We start from the raw sequence: 5,431 nt of genomic DNA on the forward strand, positions 1-5,431 counted from the left end.
GGGATTAGGGATTAGGGATTATTTTACACATTTATAGATAACCATAGAGGAAGCTGGCATGCGCGTAGCCATTATTGGTGGGGGAGTGATAGGCCTAACCACAGCTTATGCCCTAATTAACAAAGGCCATAAGGTCGAGTTGTATGAGCAAAACGACCAGGTAGGCATGGCCACCAGTTTTGCTAATGGCGGGCAACTGAGTTATCGCTATGTGACGCCCTTAGCGGACGCGGGCGTGCCTTGGCAAGCCCTTGGCTGGATGATAAAAAAAGACTCCCCCTTGCGGTTTCGCCCACGTATGAGCCTAGAGCAATGGCACTGGTGTTGGCAGTTTTTACAAGCTTGCCGCACGTCTGTAAATCAAACCAATACCGCCCACTTATTGCGCCTAGCCCTGCACAGTCAGTCTGTATTGCACGACTGGCAAGCGCAATATGGACTAACTGATTTTGGCTGGCGTGCCAATGGGAAAATGGTAATTTACCGCCAACATCAACAATTTAAACACGCAGCCAGCAAGATCACTCCCTCCTCCCCTCAGCAAGTGCTAAGTGTAAAAGAGTGTGTAGAAGCAGAGCCATCTCTGGCTAATTTAGCACCACACTTACAAGGAGGTATTTTTTCTCCAGGGGATGAAGTGGGCGACTGCTACTTATTTTGTCAGCAGTTATTACAACAACTTAATGCACATCCTGATTTCACACTACATGCCTCACACACAGTGGATAAATTAATTCTAGAAAAAGGACACATTCGCGGGCTGAGTGTGACCAACACCCAAGATGCATTAACCCATCAAGTTGATGTTGAGCATCTTGTGGTTGCCGCAGGTATGGGCAGCAAAAAGATACTGGATCCGGCGGGTATTAAGGTGCCTTTATATCCCCTTAAAGGGTATAGCTTAACTTTACCCGTGACCGATAACAGCACAGTACCTCATACCAATGTCACCGATTATGACCAAAAAATCGTCTATGCGCGGCTAAAAGATCAATTACGGGTAGCCGCCATGGTAGATATTGGTCACACTACCACCACACTGGATGCCAAGCGTATAGCTGCGTTACGCCACCAAGCTCAACACAGCTTCCCCAAGGCGGGTGATTACCAAAACGCCACCCCATGGGCTGGGCTACGACCTGCCACGCCACAAGGCACCCCGTTACTGGGGCGCAGTGGCATTAAAAATCTCTGGTTAAATCTGGGTCATGGCAGCTTAGGCTTTACCCTCGCCTGCGCCAGTGCAGCTTGTTTATCACAAGTCATTGATGATGAACCTGTTTCTATCGCACTAACAGGATTACAGCTATAGCTCTCACCTCTTTTGACAGTGCATAGTGTCGCAGGTTTGGTCGGCATAATAGCCGAAAAAAATGCCGGTTATCTCGCCCTGCGGCTAGCACTTTACTCATTCATAAGCCTATTAATTAGGATTATGTTTCTGCAAACCGTCTCACTTAGTAACATTTTATTAGCAAATAGATAAAGATTACATTAACGTATCTAACTGATACGAAAATACATACACTAATGTATTGATCGTAAAAGAAATGTCGATGTCATTGGGAACATTGTTTAAAACAATAAGAATGGAGAGTCACAATATGATGAAGATAGCTACCGGCACCATGACTGCCCTTTTACTGAGCACGCAAGTCTATGCAGCTCCTCAATATGTCACCATAGGCACAGGTGGACAAACCGGCGTTTACTATACCGCTGGGCAGTCTGTGTGTCGTTTTCTTAACCGCGGCGCAGATGAGCACGACATTAAGTGTAATGCACCTTCATCGGCGGGCAGTGTGAGCAACATAGTCGCCTTGCAAAATAGCGATTATGACTTTGGTTTTATTCAGTCAGATCACCAGTATAAAGCGATTGAAGGCCAAGCTCCTTTCGACAAAAAACCGGTTGATAACCTACGTGCCGTATTCTCACTGCAAAGTGAAATTTTAACAGTGGTAGTACGTAACGATAGCAATATCAACAACTTAAGTGACTTAGAAGGTAAGCGAGTCAACATTGGTGTTCCCGGCTCTGGTAGCCGCGATACCTTTGATGAGCTGATGCAGTCTAATGGTTGGGATAAAGACACCTTTTCATTGGCCGCTGAGCTAAAGCCTGCTGAAATGGCAGCCGCCCTGGGTGATAACAACTTAGACGCTATTACCTATGTTGTCGGTCACCCAAGCGGTGCTATTCAAGAAGCCTTAACCACAGCGGATGCAAAGCTACTGCCGGTAACCGGTGACGGTGTTGATAAACTACTCGACACGGCCAGTTACTTTACCCAAGCGGATATTCCTGCCGGTTTATACCCAGGCGTAGATAAGCCAATCCCCTCTATTGGTGGTAAAGCAATATTGGCCACCACAGCTCAGGCCGATGCCGATGTGGTCTATGAACTGGTTAAATCCGTGTTTGATAATCTAGAGCGCTTCAAGCGTCTACACCCCGCTTTTGCTGATTTAAAAGCAGAAGACATGATCAGTGCCGGCATTACCGCACCACTGCATGAAGGTGCCAAACGTTACTACCAAGAACAAGGCTGGCTATAAGTCTCTTTTAACAATAGAGACCATAAGATAATTATTTCAGGCTTTGTGCCTAATTGATGTATTCTTATCATAAACCAAACCTCTTCTGTGTTATCAGAAGAGGTTTGTTACTCTCTATTGCAACATCTTTATAGGTAATCACCCTATGTCAGATAAAAAACTCTCCGTAGAGGAGCTGATTGCCCAAGACGTGGGCGCTCGTAACCCCGGTGGCTTAATGGCCAAAACAAGCGCAAGCTTGGCATTATTATGGTCTTTATTTCAGCTCTGGATTGCCTCCCCACTGCCTTTTATGGTGGGTTTTGGCGTTTTTAACAGTACAGAAACACGCTCCATTCATCTTGCGTTTGCGTTGTTACTCACATTTTTAGTGTTTCCTGCGTTTAAATCTTCCCCGCGAGATCGCGTGCCCATTATCGATATCGCCATTGGCTTAGTCGCAGCCGCCAGTGCCGCCTATTTGTTTATCTTTTATCAAGACTTATCACAACGCCCCGGCAGCTTAACCACGCCCGACTTAGTGACCGCTTGTGTGGGCATAGTGTTATTGCTAGAGGCGACTCGTCGCGCATTAGGGCCACCGCTGGCAATTATTGCTTTAGTCTTTTTAGCGTACAGCTTAGCCGGCCCTTATATGCCGAGCTTATTAGCTCACCGTGGTGTTAGCTTTCATGCCCTAGCCAACCATCAATGGATCACCACAGAAGGTGTGTTTGGTATTGCGCTTGGCGTCTCCACCAGCTTTGTATTTTTGTTTGTGCTGTTTGGGGCATTATTAGAGCGCGCTGGAGCTGGCAACTACTTTATTCAATTGGCGTTTAGTTTATTAGGTCATTTTCGTGGTGGACCTGCTAAAGCGGCCGTGGTGGCGTCGGGCTTAACCGGCATGATCTCGGGCTCTTCGATTGCCAACGTGGTAACAACCGGTACTTTTACCATTCCCATGATGAAGCGTACCGGCTTTTCTGCTGAAAAAGCAGGGGCAGTCGAAGTGGCCTCGTCGGTAAATGGGCAAATTATGCCACCTGTGATGGGCGCTGCGGCGTTCTTGATGGTGGAATACATTGGCATGCCTTATGTGGAAATTATCAAACATGCATTTTTGCCCGCCGCTATTTCATACATTGCCTTGTTATACATAGTACACCTTGAGTCGATGAAGCTGGGGCTACAACCCATAGCTGGCTATCAGCCTAAACCTTGGCTACGCCGCTTAACAGGGTTTGCCTTTGGTGCCGCCTTGATCAGTGGGTTATCGTTGGCGGTTTATTATGGTCTTGGCTGGTTAAAGCCAGTATTAGGTAACTATTTACTGGAAGGCGTGGGCGTATTACTGCTAGCTGCTTATTTAGGCTTATTAAAAATTGCCGCCAGTGTGGCACCACTGCCTCCTGAAGATCCCAATGCGCCCCTAGACTCATTACCACAAACCCGTGCCGTATTATTATCAGGCTTACACTTTTTGCTGCCGGTAGTGGTATTAGTGTGGTGCTTGATGGTGGAGCGTTTATCACCGGGCTTGTCGGCATTTTGGGGCAGCGTAATGTTGGTATTTATTCTTCTTACCCAACGTCCGCTACTCAGTTGGATGCGCACCGATGGTTTGCATGACCATGGTAATTTTATTGATGGCTTGGTCGATTTGCGCGAAGGTTTGCTGGCCGGCGCCCGTAATATGATTGGTATTGGTATTGCCACTGCAGCCGCGGGGCTCATTGTAGGGGCGGTATCACAAACTGGGGTAGGTTTAGTATTAGCAGATTTAGTCGAGCTGTTATCCATGGGTAACCTACTGCTGATGCTGATGCTGATTGCTGTGTTTAGCCTGATTTTGGGCATGGGCTTACCCACCACTGCCAACTATATTGTGGTGTCTAGTCTGCTTGCCCCTGTAGTGGTCACTCTTGGTCAGCAAAATGGCTTAATTGTGCCATTGGTAGCCGTGCATTTATTTGTGTTCTATTTTGGCATAATGGCGGATGTCACCCCGCCGGTCGGTTTGGCCTCGTTTGCCGCCGCAGCTGTGTCGAAAGGCGACCCCATAAAAACCGGTCTAACGGCGTTTTATTACAGCTTACGTACCGCCGCCCTGCCCTTTTTATTCATTTTTAATACTGACTTATTATTAATTGATGTGGGCTTTTGGCACGGGGTGCTCATCTTTATTATCTCGACTGCGGCCATGCTTATCTTTGCCGCCGGTACTCAAGGCTTCTTTTTAGTGCGCAGCCGCTGGTATGAAGGTGTGCTGTTATTGTTGGTTGCCTTCACCTTGTTCCGCCCAGGCTTTTGGACCGACATGCTACACGATCCTTATCGAGATATAGCCCCAACCCAGCTGGAGCAGGTGATGGGCAACGTTGACGCAGAAAGCCAACTCCGCTTACGAATCGGTGGTTTAGATGCAGTCGGTGAGTATCAAGAGTTTAGTATGCTATTGCCCGTGCCTGCTGGCGACACAGGCGAAGAGCGCATGCAAAAGCTGGGCTTAATGCTGTATGAAGAAGACGATAAGGTGTTGGTAGACAGTGTGGCCTTTAATAGTCCTGCCGCTGATTTGGGATTAGACTTTGACCAAGAAATACTCTTGGTAAGAGCCCCAACAGAGCGCTGGCTTAAAGAGCTAATGTGGATCCCTGGCTTCTTAGTATTAGCACTGGTTGTTTGGCTACAACGCCGCCGTCGGCCCAAAGCTGAGCCTAAGCCGGCAGCCACTGCCTAATACTCGTTAACCTCAAGTTAGCGTTAACAAAAAGCCCCAACCCAACGTTGGGGCTTTTTTCTGCCCAGCTGAGTAGAAGTAACTGATACTCATCTAATACCAAACACACTAAATAATCGATCTATTTAAATACAGTATGAAAGAGGAAACA

General features: G+C 47.4%; 3 protein-coding genes. All 3 read left to right on the forward strand.

Going from position 1 to position 5,431, the window contains the following annotated elements; all coding sequences use genetic code 11:
- Nucleotides 1-58 precede the first annotated feature (58 nt).
- Nucleotides 59-1,312, forward strand: a complete 1,254-nt coding sequence (locus tag ACTHY5_RS11060) for a D-amino acid dehydrogenase (protein ID WP_441879600.1) — start codon at nt 59-61, stop codon at nt 1,310-1,312.
- 292 nt (nt 1,313-1,604) lie between these two features.
- Complete coding sequence (locus tag ACTHY5_RS11065; RefSeq protein ID WP_441879602.1) at nt 1,605-2,558, forward strand: TAXI family TRAP transporter solute-binding subunit; 954 nt, start codon at nt 1,605-1,607, stop codon at nt 2,556-2,558.
- Between the two features lie 145 nt (nt 2,559-2,703).
- Nucleotides 2,704-5,280: a TRAP transporter permease gene (locus ACTHY5_RS11070; RefSeq protein ID WP_441879604.1), complete on the forward strand. Its 2,577-nt coding sequence runs from the start codon at nt 2,704-2,706 to the stop codon at nt 5,278-5,280.
- Nucleotides 5,281-5,431: the final 151 nt, after the last annotated feature.

Origin of the sequence: Oceanisphaera sp. (assembly GCF_052084945.1) — a bacterium.
GTDB lineage: Bacteria > Pseudomonadota > Gammaproteobacteria > Enterobacterales > Aeromonadaceae > Oceanimonas.

Excerpts from the sequence above, each read along its gene's own strand:
- ACTHY5_RS11065 (WP_441879602.1), top strand. The coding sequence starts at position 1,605 with ATGATGAAGATAGCTACCGGCACCATGACTGCCCTTTTACTGAGCACG.
- ACTHY5_RS11070 (WP_441879604.1), top strand. The coding sequence starts at position 2,704 with ATGTCAGATAAAAAACTCTCCGTAGAGGAGCTGATTGCCCAAGACGTG.
- ACTHY5_RS11060 (WP_441879600.1), top strand. The coding sequence starts at position 59 with ATGCGCGTAGCCATTATTGGTGGGGGAGTGATAGGCCTAACCACAGCT.